Origin of the sequence: Flavobacterium shii, assembly GCF_025847235.1 — a bacterium.
In the GTDB taxonomy this organism is placed as follows: domain Bacteria; phylum Bacteroidota; class Bacteroidia; order Flavobacteriales; family Flavobacteriaceae; genus Flavobacterium; species Flavobacterium shii.
The window spans coordinates 104,335-125,043 of record NZ_JAOZEW010000015.1; the positions used below are offsets into that span (position 1 = coordinate 104,335).

Here is a 20,709-nt window from a genome sequence, read left to right on the forward strand (position 1 = left end):
CATGACAAGAAAATATATACAAAAATCAATTCTCTGTTTAGGCTTATTAGCTGCAGTTAGTTGTACAGATAATTTCGAGAGTATTAATTCTAATCCTCAGGGTTCTACAGCAGAGAGTTTAACCCAAGACTTCAATAATATTACAGGATATTCAAAAGTAATGTTTAATTACGTTTTTGAACAAGATCCTTTATGGGGATATCAAATACAACAGAATTTACAAGGAGATATCTGGTCTGGTTATATGGCAACATCAAATCCTTTTAATACCAACAATAATAACATGACTTATAATTTAGTCAATGGTTGGAATGGTAGAGCTTGGGAAGATGCATATACCTTTGTAATGTCTAATGCTTTGAAAATCAAGCAAGCAACTAAAGATAAAGGAGTGTTTCCTGAACTTTATGCAATGTCTCAAATCTTGAAAATTGAAGCGATGCACAGGGTTACAGATATTTATGGACCAATAGTTTTTTCTAAATATAGTTCTGAGGCTTCGGTTAAAGAGTATGACTCGCAAGAAGAAGTTTATAATCAGATGTTTGCCGAACTTGATGAAGCAATTACTATATTGTCCAACAGTGCAGATAAAGGTGTCGCAACGATATTAACCAATGCAGATTTTTCTAGTTATGCTGGGAAATATGATAAATGGACTAAATTCGGTAATTCATTACGTTTAAGATTAGCAATTCGTATTGCTGTAAAAAATCCTGCATTAGCTAAAACGCAAGCTGAAAAATCTTTTAATCAAAAGTATAGTGTCATGACTACTCAAAGTGATACTTTTATTTTTAAAAGTAATTTTGTAAATCCTGTTTATGGGAATAGTAATGAATATCAAGATGTCAACATGTCGGCAGATATGGAATCAATCTTAGGAGGTTATAATGATCCAAGAATGGATGCTTATTTTGATTTTTCTGTAAAATATCCTGGACAATATAAAGGGATTAGAACAGGTATTGACTTGCCTGTAGCTCCAGAAGGTTACAGTAAAAGTTTACGTAAAGATTTCTCTAAAGTAGGAAAAGCAGTTAATAAAAAAGAAACAATTTTCTTATCGGCTGCCGAAGTTTATTTCTTAAGAGCCGAAGGAGCTTTAAGAGGTTGGGACATGGGAGGTGATGCACAAACATTATATGAAGAGGGTATTAAAACATCATTTGTGCAGAACGGTCTTGCTGCAGGAGCATATCTTAGTAGTACTTTATTGCCAAAAGATTATGTTGATCCAGTAGATAGTGTTAATAATTCTGCAGCAGTTAATAGTGTTACCGTTGTTTGGGACGCAGGAGCTTCTAATGAAGTTAAATTGCAAAAAATTATTACTCAAAAATGGATTGCTGGTTTTCCAGATGGTCAAGAAGCTTGGTCTGAACAAAGAAGAACAGGTTATCCTAAGTTATTTCCAGTAGTTAAAAATACAAGTAACGGAGTTATAAGTACTCAGTTTGGTGTGAGAAGAGTAAATTTTGTTGCTTCTGAAATAGCTGGTAATAGTGGCGGTGTTGCAACAGGTGTTGCCAAACTTAATGGTCCAGATAATGGAGCTACAAGACTTTGGTGGGATACTGGAGTTAATTTCTAATAAAAAAACAAATTTTTAAAAAAGAATGTAAGGGCATAAGTAATGAAAATTACTTATGCCTCTTTTAAACACGCATGTCTTTATAATAAATATTATAAAAAATATAAAATGAAAAGTGCTATAGAAATTAAACCTGACATTAGCTATAAGAGTGCTGGGAAATTTGAAGAAACGCGATTTGAAAAAATCCACAACGAAATCTTCAAGAACTCTACCGAAGCATCGATAATTGTTGCGCAGGAAATTGCTCAATTAATTAGATCTAAACAAGAAAAAAACAAATCTTGTGTACTAGGTTTAGCCACAGGTTCTTCACCTATAAAAGTATATGAAGAATTAGTTAGAATGCACAATGAAGAAGGGTTAAGTTTTAGCAATGTTATTACTTTTAATTTGGATGAATACTATCCGATGACCAAAGAGAATAATCAGAGCTATCATCATTTCATGCATCAACATCTTTTTAATCACATCGATATCAAACCAGAGAATGTTAATATTCCCGATGGTACGGTTGCAATCGATGAGTTAAATCAATATTGTATTGATTATGAAATGAATATTAAAAATGCTGGTGGACTTGATTTTCAGTTATTAGGAATCGGTCGTACTGGTCACGTAGGATTTAACGAGCCAGGTTCCCACATAAATTCAGGGACACGAATCATTACTTTAGATCATATAACGAGAGTAGATGCTTCTTCCGATTTTAACGGAATTGATAATGTGCCAAAAAGGGCCATTACAATGGGAGTATCTACAATTCTCAGATCTAAAAGGATTGTACTTATGGCTTGGGGGCAAAACAAGGCCGATATCATCAAGAGAACTATTCAAGGAGATATCAGTTCGGAAGTTCCAGCTACATTCCTGCAAAATCACGGTAATGCTACGTTCGTTTTAGATCAATCGGCAGCATCGGAACTAACCCGTTTTAAAACACCATGGTTGGTAGGAGAATGCATTTGGAATCAGGAATTAAAAAGTAAAGCGATTGTTTGGTTGTGTCAAAAAACAAAACAGTCTATTTTAAAATTAACAGATAGAGATTACAACAATAACGGAATGTCCGATTTATTGGCTCAGGAAGGTTCTGCTTACGATTTGAATATAAATATGTTCAACGTATTACAACATACTATAACAGGATGGCCAGGCGGAAAACCTAATACCGATGATTCACACCGTCCAGAAAGAGCAAATCCGGCTAAGAAAAGAGTAATTCTTTTTAGTCCGCATCCAGATGATGATGTTATCTCGATGGGAGGAACATTTTCTAAATTAATAAAACAAGGGCACGATGTACATGTTGTATATCAAACCTCTGGAAATATTGCCGTTACCGATGATGAAGCATTGAAGTTTGCTGAGGTATGTAACGATTTTGTTGGTAATGATGATCAATGTAAGATTAATTTCAAATCTGTGATTGAGTTTTTGAATAATAAATCAGAAAATCAAATCGATTCTTTGGAAGTTCGAAAATTAAAAGGACTTATAAGAAGAAGAGAATCTTACGCAGCTACGAGATACATAGGATTAAAAGATGAAAATACCCATTTCCTGGATTTACCATTTTATGAAACAGGACAAATCAAGAAAAATCCGTTAGGTCTGGAAGATATCGCTATCGTGAAGGACATTATCGCAAAAATAAAACCACATCAAGTGTTTGCTGCAGGAGATCTTGCAGATCCGCATGGAACACATGAAGTATGTTTGAATGCAATATTTGCTGCAATGAAAGAATTAAAACCACAACCTTACATGGATGATTGTTGGTTATGGTTATACAGAGGCGCTTGGCACGAATGGGATATTCATGAAATTGACATGGCTGTTCCGCTTTCTCCATCAGAAGTATTGTTAAAACGTCATGCTATTTTGTACCACCAATCTCAAAAAGACAGAGTAATGTTTCAAGGAAATGACTCAAGAGAGTTTTGGGTAAGAGCTGAAGATCGTAATAAAAATACAGCGATTTTATATGATGATCTTGGACTTGCAGAGTATGAAGCAATTGAAGCTTTTAAACGTTTTGACTATTAATTGATTGCAAAGATTTTAGAATAATTTAAGTTACAAAATTCAGATTGATGACCTTGTCGAAAAAGAGGTTCAATTAGGTTTTCTTCTGAGTTTTGTTTTTACCCGAGTTTTTAGGTCAATAATTGATTGAAAAAAAACTCTTTTACAACAAAAAGTATGAAATATATATTGATCCTATTATTTTCTGGTATAGTTGCTAATGCTCAAATTAAGAAAGAGCAATTAAATCTTATGCCATGGCCGCAAACAATAAATTTATCTGAAGGTACATTCGCTTTAAATAAAAATTTTAGAATAAACATTACTGGAAATCCTAGTCCGAGAATTTTTGGCGGAGCAACTCGTTTTTTAAGACGATTAGATGGTAGAACAGGATTGTTTTTTGAGCAAGATTTTTTAACTAAATTAAATTCAGCACCAACAGCCCAATTACAAATTAATTGTACTAAAAGTGGTAAAATTGGTTTATATGAAGACGAGAGTTATCATCTTGATATAAAGCAAAATCAAATCACAATTAATGCAACAAGTGATTTAGGAGCTTTGCACGGTCTTGAAACTTTATTGCAAATGTTACAAAATAATAGTACTTCTTATTATTTTCCTGTTTCTCAAATTTCGGATTTTCCAAGATTTACATGGAGAGGATTAATGATGGATGTAGCGAGACATTTTCAGCCTATAGATGTTGTTAAGAGAAATCTGGATGCACTTGCTGCTATGAAAATGAATGTTTTTCACTGGCATTTGGTTGATGATCAAGGTTGGAGAATCGAAATGAAAAAACATCCTAAACTTACAGATTTAGCTTCAGACGGATCTTTTTATACACAAGAAGAAATCAAGAATATTGTAAAATATGCCGATGAACGTGGAATTTTGATTGTACCAGAAATTGATGTTCCAGGTCATGCATCAGCTATTTTAACTGCTTATCCAGAAATAGGAAGTAAAGTGACTATAGTTTCTAGTGGAAATTCCGAAAATAGCTCAAAAGCTGCAGTAGTAACTACCTATAGTATTGAACGTAATTCAGGAGTTTTTAGTCCAACATTAGATCCTTCTAATCCTAAAACATACCAATTATTAAGTGAAATTTTTGATGAAGTTTGTCCATTATTTCCAGGTGCATACTTTCATATTGGAGGAGATGAAAACGAAGGAAAAGACTGGGATTCAAATCCTAAAATACAAGAGTTTAAAAAGAAAAATAAGTTAGCAACGAATCATGAGTTACAAACTTATTTCACAATGCAGTTGGTTCCGATGCTTAAAAAACATGGTAAACAATTGATGGGTTGGGAAGAAATCATGACAAAAAACATGTCTAAAGATGCTATTATTCATTCATGGAGAGGACCAAATGAAGGAGTTGGAGTTGGAGAATCATTGACTGCAGCTGTAAAAAATGGGTATAAAACGGTTTTGTCAAATGGGTATTATGTTGATTTAGTTCTAGGGGTAGAAAGTCATTATTTGAATGATCCAATGCCTAAAAATGTCAGTTTAACAGCAGAAGAAAAAGCAAGAATATTAGGTGGTGAAGCTACAATGTGGTCAGAACTTGTAACCCCTACAACAATAGATTCGAGGCTTTGGCCAAGAACAGCAGCAATTGCCGAAAGATTATGGTCTGCCGAAGATATTACAGATATGAATAGCTTACGCAAGAGATTAGCAGTTGTTTCGTTTAGACTTGAAGAACTAGGACTTACACATATTAAAAATAGAGATGTTTTGTTGAGAAATATTGCAAATAATCAAAATATTACTGCTTTAGCTGATTTTTCGAATATATGTGAACCTTTAAAAGTTTATACCAGAAATAAAGGAGGAGTAGAATACCAAACTTATTCTCCATTCACGCTTTTTGCAGATGCTTGCGTACCAGATGCTTCGGATGCTGTCGCATTTAATGCAGTTGTAAATGAATATTTGGCAAATAAAACATCTGAAAATAAAGCTAAAGTAACTGTTTTCTTAAACAAGTGGATTGGTTTAAGTCCAAGCTTAATCAGTTTGAGCGCAAATGCACCTTTGATTCAACCGATTTTGCCACTTGCAAAAAATCTAAGTGATTTATCGCAACAATTGGTGAATGTTTTGGATAATAAAGCAACAGTTGCACCAGCAATTTTAAATGACTTATTGAGTAAATGTAACTCCAAAGATTATGGAGATGTAGAGTTAGCAGTTTACGGAAGTTTAAAGAAATTAATAGAGTAGAGTTAAAGTGAGTAATATTAATAATTGAATTAGTTGAAGTTTAGTTGCCATAATTAATTAGTAATTTAATTATCTCTACTAGAAATTTTAGTAGAGATAAATTATGGTAAAGGAGTAGGTTTGAAGTTTTTTTTTGGAATCAAAATTCACACAAAACAGATATATTTTATAGTTAAAAGAATATAATAAGTATTTACGTTAAGATTGCTAAGCCCCAAGTTTATCCATTTTAATTTAAAAAATGATTCAAAAGCATGTGAATGCATTTGAGTTTGAGATTACCATTTGCTTAAAGAGATTTTTTGGTTTTTGTATTATCAAATTATGTGATTTGAGGCAATTGGAATATTTATTTTTTATTAACCAACCTATTATTAATTATGAAACATTATTACAGATTGCTGTTTTTATTTTTGTTTCCGATCTTATTATTTGCCCAACCAGCACATAATAAAAAAGTAGTCGGATATTATGCCCAATGGGCTATCTATGCTAGGGATTTTAATGTCCCCAAGATTGATGGAAGCAAATTGACCCATTTAAACTATTCTTTTTACGGAACTACTTTTGATCCGGCACATCCTGAGAATACCAAATTAAAATGTTTAGATACCTATGCAGATTTTGAACATACAGAAGGTGGAATACCATGGGATGCTCCAGTTAAAGGGAATTTTTATGATTTAATGAAGCTTAAAGAAAAATACCCACATTTAAAAATTTTAATCTCAGTAGGAGGTTGGACCAAAGGACAGGATCTTTCTCCTATCTCAGCAAGTCCAGTTGCCAGAGCAGCACTAGCTGCTGATATGGCAAATTTTATTGTGACTTATCCTTTTATTGATGGATTTGATATCGATTGGGAATATCCCCTTTCTGGAGGAACAGATGGAACGGAAGTTATAAATGGAGCTCCAATACCTCCTCAAAAATACAGTCCGGATGATAACAAGAATTTAGTGTATTTATTAAAAGCTATGCGTCAGGCAATGCCAAATAAATTAATCACTATTGCTGCGGGAAACAATGTTCGAAAAGTAGGAGCACAATATTTAGGTCCAAATAACAGAGCACAATATGGAATGACAGAAGATATTTCGACATATTGCGATTATATCACTTATTTTGGATATGATTTTGGAGGAAACTGGTATGATAAAACGTGCTACAATGCTCCTTTATATCCAAGCGGAAATACAAATGATCCATTATACGGTGCAACTCAATCAGAATCACTTGATGAATTGACAAACCAATATTTAAATGTTATTGGGATTCCTGCTAATAAACTAGTAATGGGATTGCCTTTTTACGGAAAAATATTTAAAAATGTTGGAACAACTAATACAGTGCCTAATATGCCAGGATTATTTGTTACAGCACCAAGAGATGCAGTTTCAGGATGTACAAATCCGCAAAATCCAACAGGAACCTGGGATGGTCCAGCGGCCTGCGAAAAATCAGGAAGTATAGAGATTTGCGATTTAGTAGGTAATCCGGTAACAAACTCACATCCATATTTAGATCCAAACACTATGTTGGTTACACCAGCAGCAGCTTCTGCAGGATGGGTAAGATATTGGGATAATGCGACTAAAGTTCCTTACCTATACAATGCTTCTTTACATCAGTTTATTAGTTATGAAGATAAACAATCGATGGAGTTAAAAGCAGAGTATATTAAATCCAAAAATCTTGGAGGAGGTATGATCTGGGAGTTATCTCAAGATACAAGAGGAGCAATACCTAATGCATTATTAGGACAAGTAAATACTACTTTTAGTGCTGCTATTATCGGAACATTAACAATAAGTGGGTCTGTAAAAAATGGTACAAATTTAGTTCCAAGTGTAACAGTTCAATTAAAAGATGCTACTAATGTAGTTGTTCAAACAGTTAATTCTACAGATGGAAATTATACGTTTAACAATGTAGTTTCAGGAGCAAATTACACCGTTACAGCTTTAAAAGCATCATACACTTTTACGCCAGTAGCATTAACAAATCTTGTTGCAAACCAAGCTAATGTTGTTATTCAAGGTACACAACCGCTTTATACAATTAGCGGAACAGTATTAGACGGAATCACAGCAGTTTCGGGAGTAACAGTTACAGCAACAGCAGGAACAACAACATTTACTGCGGTTAGTAATGCAAGCGGAGCGTATACTATTACAGCTCTTACGGCAGGATTGAATTATACTGTTACAGCTGCAAAAACTGGAGTAACATTTACACCAGCATCTACAGTATATTCAGTTTTAAGTGAAAACAAAGTTTTAAATTTTATTCAAACAGTATATTATACTATTAGCGGAAGCGTGATGAATGGAGCAACAGCAGTTTCTGGAGCAACAGTTACGGCAACTTCTACAGCAGGAACATTTACATCAGTTTCTAGTGCTACAGGAGCATATAGCATTGCTAGTTTACCTTCGGGAGCAAACTATACAGTAACAATTGCAAAAACAGGAGTAACATTTTCACCCGCTTCTACGGTATATAACAATCTTACGGCAAGTAAAGTTTTAAACTTTACACAAAATGCAGCTCCAGCTAATAAAATTAGCGGAACAGTTAAGAATGGTGCCAATCCAGTAGCAGGCGCCAAAGTAGAATTAATTTTTAATTGGACAGATAACGCCCATCCTTATGCTAGTTTTCTGGCTACTACAGATGCGCAAGGAAAATATAGTTTTGATAACGCAATATTTTCAGGATATACAATTATCGCTAGTTTAAAAATGAATTCATGGCAGAATAATGACGTTACTTATTCACCTTCTAATTTAACGAATCTTGCCATTCCAGCTACATCACAAGTCTATGACTTTAGTACAGGAACAGTAGCACCACTAAAAGTAGCAGGCGAAAGCGTACCAAGCGAAGTAGTTGCGGTATCAGAAACTAAAACTCCACCTGCGGCTACAGTTGATAAAAGCTTGGCAGAAAGCAAAGTTTTAAGCGTTACACAAGAGCTAGTTGCACCAGGTACTATAATTAGCGGAACAGTTAAGAACGGATCAACTCCAGTATCAGGAGCCAAAGTAGAATTAGTTGTGCCTTGGACAGATAGCACCCACAACTGGAAAAGTGTTATTGCAACAACAGATGCACAAGGAGTTTTTAGCTACGATAATACAGTTACAGCAGGTTATACACAAGTTTTAAGTTTAAAATTAAATGCTTGGGAAAATAATAATACTGCATATTTTCCAAATAATCTGGTAAACTTTGCTATGCCAACAACGCCTCAGGTTTATAACTTTAATACAAATACAGTTTCACCACCTCAGGTTACTATCACGGCTCCTTCAGCTGCAACTGTAGCGATTGCTCCGGGAACAGCGATTCAGCTGAAAGCAACTGCAAGTGTAGACGCTAGCTTAACAATTTCTTCAGTTGTATTCAATATCAACGGACAAAATATTACAGCGGCACTTTCAGGATCAGAATATGTTGCAAATTGGACACCAGTTGCAGCAGATTTCAACAAAAATTATACCTTGAAAGCAACTGTAACGGCGTCAAGTGGTACAACGGCAGAAAATACAAAAGCATTCTCTTTACAATGTTCAGGAACAACTTGTCCTAATTCATTGCCGGTAATTACTTGGGTTTCACCAGCAACGACAACAATTAATCAGCCTTCAGGTTTTCAACCAGTGGCACTAAGTGTTAATGTTACAGATGCCGATGGTACAATTGCAAGCGTTTCGGTAAGCATAAACGGAACTTATTTTCCTATGACAAAAGGCACAGGAACTGCATACAACTATACATTTACTCCAAATGCTTATATAACATATCCATTAATAGTAAAAGCTATAGATAATGTAGGAGGTGAAAAATTATTAAATCAATCGATTACGATTACTAATTCGACACGAATATTCATTCCGCTTCCATCTAAAGTTCTTTTAGGATATGCACATTCTTGGGAAAATACTGGTGCTCCATTTTTATATTTTTCTCAAATGGTGGGAAGTAAATTTAACGTAGTCGATTATTCTTTCGTAGAAACAGTTAATCGTGATGGTTATACACCAGTATTAACTACAAATGACACTAGATATTTGACCAATGGTGTTTTCGATAAGCAATTGTTGAAAAATGATATAAAATCCTTAAGAGATAGTGGCGTTCCTGTTATTGTTTCTATTGGAGGTCAAAATGGTCATGTTGTTTTAGACAATGTAACTCAAAAAAATATTTTTGTTAATGGTCTAAAAGCAATTATTGATGAGTATCAATTTGATGGAGTTGATATTGATTTTGAAGGTGGATCGATGAATTTTAGCGCAGGAGCTTTAAGAGATATTTCTTATGCGGGTATTTCTGCTTATCCAAGATTAAAAAACGTAGTAGATGCTTTCAAAGAATTAAAAGCTTACTATGGTCCTGGATTTTTATTAACTGCAGCTCCAGAAACACAATATGTACAAGGAGGATATTCTACCTATAATGATACATTTGGTTCCTTCCTGCCAATTATTCAAAACTTGCGTAACGAATTAGATTTGTTAGCTGTACAATTGTATAATACAGGAGGAGAAAACGGATTAGATGGTCAATATTATGGTTCAGCTAAGAAATCAAACATGGTAACAGCCCTAACAGATATGATTATAAAAGGGTATAACATTGGTACAACAGGAATGCGTTTTGATGGTTTACCAGCTTCAAAAGTTCTTATTGCATTACCAGCTTGTCCAAGTGCAGCAGGTAGCGGTTATTTAACGCCAACAGAAGGAATTAATGCTATGCATTACTTAAGAACAGGAACTACTTTTACAGGAAGAACCTATACTATGCAGCCAGGAGGACCATACCCTTCTTTAAGAGGTTTAATGACTTGGTCTGTAAACTGGGATGCATCTTCTTGTGGTAATTCATCTGAATTATCTAAAGCGTATGCGGCTTATTTTGCATCACAAACTGCCAAAATAAAAGCCGATGATAAGATAGAAGTAACAAGCAATAAAACAATTGCATACTTTAAAGATAATGCATTAGCAATATCCAATGAAGCAAATAGTATCGATAAAGTTGAGGTGTATAATACAATCGGACAATCGATATTAAGTTACAAAAACATACAAAATAGTAACAATTTGTTGCTAGAAAATAGAAGTTTCTTAACCAAACAATTATTCATAGTAGTTGTGACTGATAAATCTGGAAACAGAAAATCATTTAAGGTAATGAACTTTTTAAATTAAGATTTTAAGAATTCAAAAAGTTGAAAAATTGGGGCGGTTAAAATTGAGTTTGGTTATTTAAGTTTTAATTTGATTTTTCATATTTTGGAGAAATGTATCAAATTTGGGTAATTTGTTATTTGGTTTTTACCTGGAGGAGATCATTATGAGCCTGGCACTTAGTGCCAGGTTTTTTTATGCCTTATTGCGATTGGAAAGATTCAGTTGTTTTTTAATAGTATGCAAGTATTCAGGAATGTAGTCAAATAATTAGGAGCTATTTCCTGCTATCCGCTTGTATCTTTTCATCTGCAAAAAAGCAGATAAAAAGGATACCGCTTCTATCAGGGCTAGGGACCATCATAACTAACGAAGCAACTTCCATAATCTAGGAATTGTAGAGGCACACCGCAGTGCGTCTCCGAACAGAAACGCTATCCTAATTCTAATCATAGCCCTCGGTTTCAACCGTGCGGTACGAATCGGGATAATACATTGCGCTCCAACGGTTGAAACCGTTGGTAATATTTAGAACATATTATTGAATAGACGAAATAATTACGCCCAACAGGTTACCATCATATTCTAAACTAATTTTTAGCTATTTTTGAATCTCAATTATTGTATAAAAACTTCATGAAAAAATCAATTGCCATTATAATAACATTTTTAGTTTTCGCGTATAGCTCAGCCCAAACAAAATACGGAAATCCAGAAGTTGACCCAATGCAAATCCAGAAAGACTACAGCAGTTGGTGGACATACCAGAGTAAAAACATAATGCTTTCTCGAGATTTTGTTGCGTTGGACACACTTTCGAGAGAAATACCAAAAGAGACTTTTTTAGATCAATTAGCAAATGGAAATAATATTCCCATTCGATTACAATCGGATGATGCTATATATTACTATAAATTATTTAAAATCAATCCCAATTCTGATACAAGTATAAAAGCAACGATTAACCAAGAAGCTTTTGATGCGTATAAGAATTTCAAGATGGAGAATACCCCTTTCCCTAAATTCTCTTTTAAGGATTTAAACGGAAATTTAGTTTCTAACGAGACGATGAAAGGCAAAATTATAGTTATAAAATGTTGGTATATTCATTGTGCATCATGCATCAAAGAATTTCCAGATGTAAATAAATTGGCAGAGAAATATAAAGACCGAAAAGATATTCTCTTTGTGAGTTTGGCAGAAGATACACCCGAACAATTAAAAGTATTTTTAGCTAGAAAACCATTATCCTATTCCGTTATTCCAAATATGAAAATCTATATGAATGAAACGTTGCAATTAAATGCTTTCCCCACACATTTCATCATCAACAAAGAAGGATTAATTGCCAAAGTTTTAAATAATTATAAAAGCTTAGAAGTAGCTTTGGAAAAAGAAAGTGAATTGTAAAATTTAACCGCAAAGGGCACAAAGAATTACGCAAGGTTCGCAAAGTTTTCCCCAATATTGTCATCCTGACGAAGGAAGGATCTCCGCGAGAAACACCATAATCTTTGTCGACCTACTAGTGGAGATTTACTGCGTCTGTTCGCTATCGCTCGAGTCTACTGCGTCAAAATGACAAACAGTGCGGATAATTGTAATGAATTTGTGAAAATTCGTGTAATTTGTGGTTGACTTCTTTTGTAATCCATTTAATATTTCTAATCTGTGGCAAAACATTTAGCGATTTTCATATAAAAAAACTTAGCACCTTAGTTTCTTTGTACCACTGAACCTTTTTTACTACTTTTGCACAAAATTAATTAAATAGACATTCATGTTAACAGTCAATAATTTATCGGTACAATTTGGCAAACGAATTTTGTTTGACGAAGTAAATACAACTTTCACGCACGGAAATATTTATGGAGTTATCGGAGCCAATGGTGCTGGAAAATCAACTTTTCTTAAAATAATTTCAGGCGAAATGGATCCTACTTCAGGACATATCCATTTAGAGCCAGGAAAACGTATGTCGGTTTTAAACCAAAACCACAACATGTTCGATGAGCATACCGTACTTGAAACCGTAATTATGGGTAACAAAGTATTGTACGCGGTTAAGAAAGAAATGGATGAACTTTATTTAGACTATAACGATAAAAACGCTGATAGAATAGGAGAGTTACAAGTTCAGTTTGAAGAAATGAACGGATGGAACGCTGATTCTGATGCAGCTTCGATGTTGTCTAACTTAGGTATTGCCGAAGAGCACCATTATACATTAATGGGAGATCTAGAGGGTAAAATAAAAGTTCGTGTCCTTTTGGCGCAAGCCCTATTTGGTAACCCAGATTTACTTATAATGGATGAGCCTACCAACGATTTGGATTTTGAAACAATCGCTTGGTTAGAGAACTTCCTTGCAAATTATGAAAATACAGTAATTGTAGTATCGCATGACCGTCACTTTTTAGACTCGGTTTGTACACATATTTCAGATATCGATTTTAGTAAAATCAACCATTATTCAGGTAATTATACATTTTGGTATGAGTCTAGCCAGTTAGCGGCTAAGCAACGTGCACAACAAAACAAAAAAGCTGAAGAAAAGAAACAAGAATTAGAAGAATTTATTCGTCGTTTTAGTGCCAACGTTGCTAAGTCTAAACAAGCAACTTCTCGTAAAAAAATGATTAGTAAACTTAATATCTCTGAGATCAAACCTTCAAGCCGTCGTTACCCAGCGATTATTTTTGATCAGGATCGTGAAGCAGGAGATCAAATTTTGAATGTTGAAAATTTAAGTGCTTCAATCGAAGGAGATATTTTATTTAAAGGTGTTGATTTGAATATGGCAAAAGGAGATAAAATTGTTTTATTCTCTAAAGATTCACGTGCAACAACAGCATTCTACGAAATACTAAACAACAATCAAAAAGCCGATGAAGGTACTTTTGATTGGGGAATTACAACAAATCAAGCCTATTTACCTGCAGAGAATCATTCATTTTTTGAGAATGACCTGACTTTGGTAGACTGGTTACGTCAATGGGCAAAAACAGAAGAAGAGCGAGACGAAGTTTTTATTAGAGGATTTTTAGGGAAAATGATTTTCTCTGGAGAAGAAGCTTTAAAAACAAGTAGAGTTTTATCAGGAGGAGAAAAAGTACGTTGCATGTTATCTAGAATGATGATGGAAAGAGCTAACGTGTTGATGCTTGATGAACCAACGAATCACTTGGATCTAGAGTCGATTACAGCATTTAATAATTCATTGAAAAACTTTAAAGGTTCTGTGATTTTTACAACACATGATCATGAGTTTGCTCAAACTGTTGGTAATAGAGTAGTAGAGCTTACGCCAAATGGTGTTATCGATCGTTACATGACATTTGATGAATACCTAGACGATGAAAAAGTGCAAGAATTAAGAGTGAAAATGTACTCTTAAATTAAAAATATATCTTTTTATGAATCCCATTCGCTGCAAAACGAATGGGATTTTTTTATGTTATTTCTTTCCGAGGATTTTGCTGAGAATATAAATAATTAAAATGATTACTACTATTACTGCAAAAACTCCAACACCCATTCCTGCTTTAAAAATACCTTCGATAGCCTCACAACTGGTAAGAGATAACAATACTGTTAAGGCGACTATTACTTTTGTTAATTTGCTTTTCATGATTTTGGATTTTTAAATTAATTAAAAAAGGACAATCGTTATTATCTTATTGTGAAATTAATGAATAGTACAAAAAAAGTGTTATATAATTTCTCGAAAATGTTTTATTATTCAATTTTCAATCTTTATTAAAAACGGCTGAGAATAATTGAAAATTAGGTTGTTAGAGTCTTCTATAATTGAGAATTTCGATTGTTGATTTTCATGAAATAAAATTATATTTGAGCTAATAAACTATAATTTAACCCTTAAGATATTATGTCAGAAAATACTTTTAGTTTAAAATCTCCCCGTATAGAAGTTATAGATGCATTACGTGGTTTTGCCATTATGGCGATTATGTTACTTCATAATTTAGAACATTTTGATTTTTATTATTTACCCGAATATTTACCTGAACCAATTAAGGTATTAGACAAGATAATCTGGGATACCTTGTTCTTTCTTTTTGCAGGAAAATCGTATGCAATCTTTTCACTTCTTTTTGGTTTTAGTTTTTTTATTCAATATGATAATCAGCGTAAAAAAGGAAACGATTTTAGATGGAGATATGTTTGGCGACTTGCTATATTGTTTGTTTTTGGATTAGTAAATACACTCTTTTTCTCAGGCGATATATTAATGATGTATGCCGTTTTAGGATTGATATTAATTCCGGTTTGTAATTTAAACACTAAGGATGTTTTAATAATAGCGACTTTCTTATTGATACTTCCTATGGAATGGTTTAATTTTTTTAATATTCTTTTCAATCCCGATTATATACTTCCTGCTAATCGATCAAATGCATATTATGGAGATATGTACACTTATTTAAGCGGGAATTCGTTTATAGATCATGCAGTAGGGAATTTATCAATAGGAAGATGGGCTTCGATATTTTGGTCATGGGAAAACGGAAGATTTTTTCAGGCGCCAGCATTATTTATGTTTGGAATGATAGCAGGAAGAAAACAGCTATTTGTTATTTCGGAAGCTAGTATAGCATTTTGGAAAAAAGCATTGATATGCGCTATAATATTATTCATTCCGTTATTTGCATTCAAAACGTATTTGCCAGAACTTATAGCAACAAACAAAGACATGGTAAATAGTTTATTAATCATTTTTATATCTTGGTCTAATGTTACCTTTATGGTAGTTTTAGTAAGCACATTTGTGTTGTTATATCAAAAAGAAGCTATAAACAAAGTACTGGTAAAATTAATTCCTTTTGGGAAAATGAGTTTGACAAGTTATTTTTCTCAATCAATTTTAGGATCATTTATATACTACCGTTTTGGTTTGGGACTATACCAATATACAGGTGCAACATTTGGATTGCTAATAGGAATTGTTTTGTTTTTGCTACAATTAGGATTTTGTACATGGTGGTTAAAAACACACAAACAAGGACCATTAGAATACATCTGGCATAAAGCAACATGGATTTCTTTCGGAAAAGAGAAAAAGACAGTTGCGGCATAGCATTCTGTGACCTAAAAAAGGAACGCGGATGAAACGGATTTACTAAAGTAAAGACGCGGATAAAAACAGATTTCTTAAGATTATAAAGAGAAAAAATCCGTTTTTATCTGCGTTTTCGCCTTGGCGAATCTGCATCATCCGTGTTCTGTTTTTTAGACAATCTAGACAATTGCAGCTTAACATACTGTAGCTTAAAAAAGGAACGCGGATGACGCTGATTTACTAAAGTAAAGACGCAGATAAAAACAGATTTCTTAAAACTGTAAAGAGAAAAAATCCGTTTTTATCCGCGTCTTCGCCTTGGCGAATCCGCGTCATCCGCGTTCCCCTTTTTAGATAATCGATGCATTTTTAATTTTACAATAAAGAGAAGTAAAGATAAAAGAAGGGTAATGTTGTCTTAAAAGTATTTACATTTTGGTAGAATACTTTTGCTTCGTCTAACAACGAAACAACAACACATGAAAAAGCTCTACTTTCTATTATCCCTTTTAGGAATAGGTTTTACTGCACAAGCACAAAAACTATTTCCTTATTTGCAAAACGCAACCCCCACATCTATTTACGTTAACTGGAAAACAGAAAGCAATCCGGAAACTATAGTAGAATACGGAACAACTGCAGCTAATCTTAATGTTACAGTTACAGGTAACACCAATGTCTTTACAGATTCTGGTTACCCAGGGAATTATTTTTACCACAGCGCGAAACTGATGAACCTTTCGCCAAACACAAAATATTATTACAGAATAAAAACTGGTGCAGATGAGTCTACCGTTTATTCCTTTAAAACATTGCCTAATCCTGGGCAAGCAGCTACTGCCGATGGGCATATTCGGTTTTTGATTATGGGAGATAATCAGTTAAAAGACTTCCCTCGTTACGATTCATTAGTATCGGCAGCAAAAAGAAAAATAAAACAAAAATGGGGTTCAACATTATCTCCAGAAGATAATATTTCGATGACATTTATGGTGGGTGATCAAGTCGATGTAGGAACTTTAGATCATTACGAAAACGTACACTTTAAAAAGAACAGAGGATTATCAGGTAATATACCAATTCAGACTACAGTAGGAAACCATGAAACATACGGAACACTAGGTATGAATTCATATTATGATCATTTTTATATCAGTGAGCTTTCCTATAAAGGAATTTCATCAGGAACAGAAAACTATTATGCACAACAAGCGGGTAATGTTTTATTTATCAGTTTAAGTTCAGAGCATACAGGAGCTGCACAGTTAACTTGGTTACAACAGGTTCTAGCTGCTGCAAATGCTGATAACACCGTAGAGTGGATTTTTTCACTTAGTCACAGACCATATCAAGCAGAGCAATATGTTGGAGATATCTCTACATGGGTTCGTAATACAGCCGTTCCTTTATTGGTAACTTCTCCAAAATATTCTATGCATATTGGAGCGCACCATCATTTGTATCATAGAGGACAATTAAAAAACACTCCTACCTATAATATTATTTCGGGAGGAACAGCTTGGGATCAATATTGGGGATCATCTACAGAACAAGATTTTGAAGATGTGCAGAAAACAATATGCAATTGGATTTACCAAATAGTAGATATTGATGTTACAAACGGAAAAATGGATATCGAAAGCTATTCTATCGGAAGCGTTGATAAATGGAAAAACAACCAGTTAATGGATGAGTTCCATAGATATAAAAACAAAGTTGCACCAGTAAAACCTGCAATCACAAATACTTTTGCAGCAAACGTTACTTTACCTTTAACAATCTCAGGTTCGGCATATAGCACTACAACAAAGGAATTATTAAATACAAGTCAGTTTTTAATTTCGCAAACGCCAACATTCGATATAATTAAGAAAGAGGTTTATCGCGATTTCGAAAATTTATACGGAAAATATAAGACTCAAAAAGATTCAACAGTTGATATAAATCTAGGTGTAGATATTACCAAGATGGATCTAACTTCGAACTCGCTTCCTAATGGTAAGTATTATGTGAAGTTAAGATATAGAGACCGCAATCTAGAATGGTCTCCTTGGAGCGATACTCAAGCATTTACTGTAACAGGAAGCAATAATGTGAATACTGAGATTGTTACCGATGCCTTAACCTATTTGCAAAGCGCACCTATTAAAGTTAATTTTACGGATGCTCCAGCGAGTACATCAACTTGGGTGGGATTGTATAAAGAAGGGCAAACACCGGGATCATCGACACCATCGCTAACTTGGCAATATACTAATGGTAGTCCAAGCGGATTTATTAATTTCCCTAACGGATTGGCTAATAAAGGACGTTATTATGCTGTAATATTTTCTAATGGTGGATATACAGAAATTGCTCCACGAAAATATTTTTATGTTGGGCCAGTTCCTGTATTAACTACCGATAATACCGAATATTCTGTAGGAACACCAATAGTTGTTAATTATACTAATGGACCACAATTGGCAAAAGATTGGATTGGTATATATAGAATGGGAGTAAATCCAGGATCAGGAGTTACGTCTACAAGTTGGCAATATGTATCAACTGTAGCAGATACTAAATCATTTAACAACTTACCAAAAGGATATTATTATGCCGAATATTATTTGCAGGATAGTTTTAATGCTATCGGAAATAAAGTATTCTTTAAAGTTGGAGCTGTGGTTACCGAATTATGGATTAATAAACCTGTATATGATCTTGGCGAACAAATTACAGCTTCATGGACAGATGCTCCAGGAATCGTAAAAGATTGGTTGGGTATTTACCATGAAGGCGATAATCCTAACGAAAAACCATTGGTAAGTTATACTTATTTTGAAGGACTTTCGGAAGGAACTAAAGCAATTGCTAGTACTGAGTTACCCAAAGAAAAAGGAAATTACTTTTTGGTAATGTTTACTAATGATTCTTATAACGAAGTATCAAACAGAGTTTCTTTTGAAGTAATTGATAGCTCTCTAGGTAGCGATGAGTTTAAAATTGATAATGGATTAAAAGTATATCCAAATCCAACGAATAGTAATGCAGAAACCTTTATTCAGTCGGAGTATCCTATTGACGAAATAGAGATTTATAATATGGAAGGAAAATTATTGTACGCTACAAAAAATGTAAACAACAATAAGTTCTCTCTTATAAACCAAGATTTGCCAAAAGGAGTTTATATCCTAAAAATACATTCTCGTAAATTGTTTACAGCTAAATTAATTGTGAAATAGTAAAACAAGAATGTTTAAATAACAAAGAGGCTGTCCGAAAAGTAATTTTTGGATAGCCTTTTTTTTATATTAGTTTTAGAAAACATGAAGGAGATTTGCTCCAGTGGAGTATCATTATCATATTTATAGTAAATATGTTGGTTCTAGAGATTAAGCTACAGCGTAGCGATGTTTTGGTTTCTCCTAAAGATTGATATATCACCCCTACGGGGGTTTTGTAAAATTGTTTTATGAATTTCTGTAAATATTGCGTCCCTCTGGGACTTAGGATGGTATAAGCTAATGTTTTGATTAGTAAATGTATTTTATAGAAATGGAAATAATTTCCACGCTATCGTTTTGTATATCTGCTCGATTGTGTATAATCTAGTTTGTTGATAATTGATTTTAACTTGATTTCATACTTCGGTTAGTATGGAAGATAAATAAATAAAACTTTACTTGTTAATAAATATTATTGTATGAAAGTTTTATTTTAATATATTTGTCTTTATATCATTATATAAATATTAGATGCAACTACTGCAAACAATTGAAGAAGTTCACAAGGTTTTTGATACACAGGGTAGTAGCCCGTTGTTAGTAACTTGCGAAGATTTTAGAGATTGGGTCTGCAAATATGATCGATTTCCTAAATATTTGTTTAATGAACTTATAGGTTCTGAATTTGCGAAATTATGGGATATTAAAACTCCCGAAACAAGTTTTATTAAAGTGAAACCTGAGCATGTTCCAATTGGTAAATTTCCACAACTTCAATTAACATGGTTTGAGAAAGAATGTTTTGGGTCATTATATCTTGAAAATTCTAAAGAGATTGACCATTCTATTATTTCAATGTTTGAAGATAAATCTTTTAGAAACAAAATATCAGATAAAGAAGATTTTTTAAAAATTGCATTATTTGATATATGGATTGCAAATGAAGATAGAAATTACAATAACTTTAATTTGCTTTTATACATTTCGCCTGAAAAATTAAATTTTTTCTATGCTATTGATCATGTAAATATTTTTAATACGAGTTTCCTTGATTATGGAATTGCGGAATTAACTGAAGATGACTCAATTATTAAGACAGATTTAGCAAAGATACTGTTTGGGAAAAACAAGAAATTATCTGACATTGTGGATACCTTGGTTGAAAAGTTCTACCTTTGTACAGAAAACTGTCAAAATAATTTAGATGAAATACTAGATTTAGTTCCTGAATCTTGGAATATAAATAGAGTACAAATTAAAGATAGAATTATTCAAAATCTATTTTCAGAAGAATGGAAAGCACAGTGCGAGGATAATTTTAGAGGATTTGTTCAATCTTTTATTATTAATTAA

General features: G+C 33.4%; 10 protein-coding genes. 9 read left to right on the forward strand and 1 reads right to left on the reverse strand.

The features are described from left to right. Position 1: 1 nt before the first annotated feature. From OIU83_RS14600 to OIU83_RS14625, 6 genes are all read left to right on the forward strand, one after another. Complete coding sequence (locus OIU83_RS14600) at positions 2–1,594, forward strand: RagB/SusD family nutrient uptake outer membrane protein (protein ID WP_264207004.1); 1,593 nt, start codon at positions 2–4, stop codon at positions 1,592–1,594. A gap of 108 nt (positions 1,595–1,702) precedes the next feature. Further along, complete coding sequence (gene nagB, locus OIU83_RS14605; protein WP_264207005.1) at positions 1,703–3,643, forward strand: glucosamine-6-phosphate deaminase; 1,941 nt, start codon at positions 1,703–1,705, stop codon at positions 3,641–3,643. A 156-nt stretch (positions 3,644–3,799) separates the two neighbouring features. Next, a complete protein-coding gene (locus tag OIU83_RS14610; RefSeq protein ID WP_264207006.1) occupies positions 3,800–5,869 on the forward strand; it encodes a beta-N-acetylhexosaminidase in 2,070 nt (689 codons plus the stop codon). A gap of 380 nt (positions 5,870–6,249) precedes the next feature. Beyond that, entirely contained in the window at positions 6,250–11,091 is a 4,842-nt protein-coding gene (gene chiA / locus OIU83_RS14615; protein WP_264207007.1) for a T9SS-translocated chitinase ChiA, read from the forward strand. Between the two features lie 615 nt (positions 11,092–11,706). Further along, positions 11,707–12,480 carry a TlpA family protein disulfide reductase gene (locus OIU83_RS14620; protein WP_264207008.1) on the forward strand — a complete coding sequence of 258 codons (774 nt, stop codon included), beginning with the start codon at positions 11,707–11,709 and terminating at the stop codon, positions 12,478–12,480. Between the two features lie 370 nt (positions 12,481–12,850). Next, positions 12,851–14,467 carry an ABC-F family ATP-binding cassette domain-containing protein gene (locus OIU83_RS14625; RefSeq protein ID WP_264207009.1) on the forward strand — a complete coding sequence of 539 codons (1,617 nt, stop codon included), beginning with the start codon at positions 12,851–12,853 and terminating at the stop codon, positions 14,465–14,467. A 60-nt stretch (positions 14,468–14,527) separates the two neighbouring features. Here OIU83_RS14625 and OIU83_RS14630 read toward each other — a convergent pair whose 3' ends face one another. Continuing rightward, positions 14,528–14,701 (reverse strand): hypothetical protein, encoded by a 174-nt coding sequence (locus OIU83_RS14630; protein WP_264207010.1) that lies wholly within the window; start codon positions 14,699–14,701, stop codon positions 14,528–14,530. A gap of 258 nt (positions 14,702–14,959) precedes the next feature. Between OIU83_RS14630 and OIU83_RS14635 the strand changes: the two genes are divergently transcribed. The 3 genes from OIU83_RS14635 to OIU83_RS14645 all read left to right on the forward strand — a co-directional run bounded on the left by OIU83_RS14635 (position 14,960) and on the right by OIU83_RS14645 (position 20,709). Beyond that, complete coding sequence (locus OIU83_RS14635; protein WP_264207011.1) at positions 14,960–16,168, forward strand: DUF418 domain-containing protein; 1,209 nt, start codon at positions 14,960–14,962, stop codon at positions 16,166–16,168. 461 nt (positions 16,169–16,629) lie between these two features. Further along, the gene (locus OIU83_RS14640) at positions 16,630–19,374 is read left to right on the forward strand and encodes a fibronectin type III domain-containing protein (RefSeq protein WP_264207012.1); all 2,745 of its coding nucleotides are present in this window, start codon (positions 16,630–16,632) and stop codon (positions 19,372–19,374) included. 513 nt (positions 19,375–19,887) lie between these two features. After that, a complete protein-coding gene (locus OIU83_RS14645; protein ID WP_264207013.1) occupies positions 19,888–20,709 on the forward strand; it encodes a HipA family kinase in 822 nt (273 codons plus the stop codon).